The following is a 1,794-nucleotide window of genomic DNA, read 5'->3' on the forward strand; positions in this document are numbered from 1 at the left end:
TTCCTTCATTTTCACCATATGCTACATAGTTATTTAAATCTGATTCATGATGAAGTACCCATGTCATTCCGATATTTTGTTCATTTAGTAGAGAAATATTAATATTTTCCGGTGAGTCAATTTGGAAAGTAAATACATCTACTCTATCACTATTATGTAGCGTTCCTTTCACCGGTGTATGAAAGTTAACTTTATTTGCCTGTCTAGGCTCATTGTTTGGTTCATTTTCTGTTACTTGTAACTCATTCCCACCGTTTGGTTTTCTTTGTTCATAACCTAAATTTACTAGTATAGACTTCAAATCTGGTAAAACACCAATTTTATCTGCATATGGATCTTTAGATTTTGTTCCTGTGCTCTGGTTGCTTAATATTGCTCTTAGTTCACTTGGTCTATATGGTTGTCCTAAATTTTCTTTAGCAATGCTTTGTACTAAAGTCGCTGCCCCAGCAATAATTGGCGAGGCACTAGATGTTCCGCTAAAGCTTGAAGTATAAAGATTTACAGCACTTCTACTTTGCTCGGCTGTAGTTGTATCTACATTTTCTCCCCATCCGTACACATCAATACGGCTTCCATAATTCGAAAACCACATACGTTCATGAGGGAAAGATGAAGAGCCAGCTCCTACCATAATTGCACCCGAATCTTTAAAATCTTTACTATTACGATTTAAGACTTGCTTACCTTTTCTATCTTTGAACTGATCTAAATCATTCCACCCATTTGCTCCAGCCTCTATAATTACAATTCCCTTATCTGTACCAGCACGAATTGCATCAAAAATATCTGGTTGTACTTCAACAGGTAAATATTTATCACCATATCCATCAAAAGATGCTTGCGCCTCTAATAATAAAACATCCCCAGCTTCTAACTGATTTACAGCGCTTAATATTGCATCAGCCGTATTATACTGTCCGTTATCTCTTATTTGAGAGATAACCTTTGCTTTCGCTTTTGGCGCAATCCCAATATTCCCGACTTCATTGTCCTCAGAGGATACAATTCCTAGTACAGACGTCCCATGACCGACATGCTGATTTATATTTCTTCCAGACATTAATTCAATATTTTGATGTAATAAATCCTCATGATTTAATAGCCATCCGTATTCCATATCAACAAAAGTAATACCATTTCCATTACCGCCTTGAATTCCCCAGGCGAAAGGCGCATTAATACCGTATGGGGCTGCTTCAAGATAACCTTGTTTTTTAAATCTAGGATTGTTATTAGGATTAAGGGCTACACTTGATGATTGCACTTCAGGTGGCATTATTTTCTCTTGTTTCTTCATATACGCATCTTCTATTAAAGAAGATGCCTTTAACTTATCTACTATTTCTTCATACCCACTATTTTGATTTTGAAGAATATAGTAGTTTAATAAACTTGTAGATACATGATTAGGTGCTTTCACTTCAAGGTTTTGTATTTGTTCTGGGCTTACAGATGTGAATAAACGAGTAAATGTTACATCTGGATATTCTGTCAAAAGATCTTTTATTACTTTATCATTCGTTTGAGATTGTATTCGTTTTTCAATACCATCTTCATATGGCAAATCCAAATCCGCTTTAAATTTTACAATGATTTGCTTATCTGTTTCTTGTTCTATCCCTAATTTACTCTGCTGTTCTATAGAATCAGCATATACACTATTGATAGTGCCTCCTGTTCCTAAAAGTGTTGTAATGATTACAGTTGACGCACACATTTTTTGAAATATTTTCATTACATCAATCCTCCTATCAATAATTATTAATCATTATATTAATCTATAATGATTAA

1 protein-coding gene is annotated in these 1,794 nt (G+C 34.4%); it reads right to left on the reverse strand.

The features are described from left to right. The coding region (locus ACQGS6_RS27755) for a S8 family peptidase (RefSeq protein WP_426965978.1) at positions 1-1,738 on the reverse strand (1,738 nt) is incomplete at its 3' end. Positions 1,739-1,794 lie beyond the last annotated feature (56 nt).

Source organism: Bacillus sp. GMs2/2 (assembly GCF_050172095.1).
Classification (GTDB): Bacteria; Bacillota; Bacilli; order Bacillales; family Bacillaceae_G; genus Bacillus_A; species Bacillus_A cereus.